The sequence below is a fragment of the Sphingomonas sp. SAFR-052 genome, from assembly GCF_051965015.1.
Lineage (GTDB): Bacteria > Pseudomonadota > Alphaproteobacteria > Sphingomonadales > Sphingomonadaceae > Sphingomonas.
In genome coordinates this window covers 1-1,238 of record NZ_JBQCMO010000037.1, presented here as the reverse complement: position 1 = coordinate 1,238, position 1,238 = coordinate 1, and the positions used below count along the sequence as shown (strand labels likewise).

General features: G+C 62.6%; 1 protein-coding gene. It reads left to right on the top strand.

The window, feature by feature from the left end:
- The first annotated feature begins 52 nt into the window (after nucleotides 1-52).
- A protein-coding gene (locus tag ACTHQV_RS19230) for an IS3 family transposase (protein WP_440492323.1) occupies nucleotides 53-1,203 on the top strand; the annotation gives its coding sequence in 2 pieces (ribosomal slippage) (nucleotides 53-317 and nucleotides 317-1,203; 1,152 coding nt in all).
- Nucleotides 1,204-1,238 lie beyond the last annotated feature (35 nt).

Sequence of the window (1,238 nt, the reverse complement as noted above, 5' to 3'; positions counted from 1 at the left end):
TGGACTTGCCTCGGCAAGGTGGAGAGTTCCCTTGAAGTGAAAGGCGAACTCAATGACGAAGCAGCGACGGTTCACGAAGGAGTTTGAGGACGAAGCGGTTCGGCTGGTGGCGACCAGCGGACGGACGCAGCGCGAAATAGCGGAGGATCTGGGAGTGGGGCTATCGACGCTGGTGCGCTGGATCAGCCGCAGCCGGGATCGTCTGGTGGATACGCCGGATCAAGCGCCGCAGGCGGATATGGCTGCCGAGTTGAAGCGCCTTCGGCGGGAGAATGAGATCCTTCGACAGGAGCGTGACATACTGAAGCGGGCGACCGCTTTTTTCGCCCGGGAGGGAAATCGATGAGGTTCCAGCTCATCGATCGGGCGAGAGAGGATTTCCCGGTCCACCGCCTCTGCCGGGTGCTCGGCGTCAGCCAGAGCGGCTACTTCGCTTGGAAGGATCGCCCGGCCAGTCGGCGTCAGCGCGATGACATGGTGATGCTGGCGCATGTCCGCTCGGCTTTTGCCCTGTCGAACGGCACCTATGGCAGTCCGAGGATGACGCGCGAGTTGCAGGATGATGGCTTTGCCATCGGGCGGCGTCGCACGGCGCGGCTGATGCGCGAGAACGACATGCGTGCCCGGCAGAAGCGCAGGTTCAAACGCACGACCGACAGCGAACACGCCTGGCCGATCGCGCCGAACATCATCGATCAGGATTTCACCGCGACGGCAACCAACCAGAAGTGGGGCGTCGACATCTCGTACGTCTGGACACGGGAGGGATGGCTCTACCTGGCGGTGGTCATCGACCTTTTCTCCCGCCGCGTCGTCGGCTGGGCTGTCGGCGACCGGCTGCACCGCGATCTAGCGCTGGCTGCCCTGCGCAAGGCGCTCGTCATGCGGCGTCCCCCCAAGGGGCTCATTCATCATTCGGACCGCGGTAGCCAGTATTGTTCGGTGGACTACCAAGCCGAGCTGCGTCGCCACGGCATCCGCATCTCCATGTCGGGAAAGGGAAATTGCTACGATAACGCCATGGTCGAGACATTCTTCAAGACCATCAAATCCGAACTCGTCTGGCCCACCGTCTTCTATACCCGTACCCAGGCCGAGCAGGCCATTGCCCGCTATATCGACGGCTTCTACAACCCCGTCCGGCGCCACTCCGCGCTCAACTACACCAGCCCGGCGCAGTTCGAACAAACCGCGCCACGCTGAGCAAATGCCTCTCCATTTGAGCGGGGCAAGTCCAC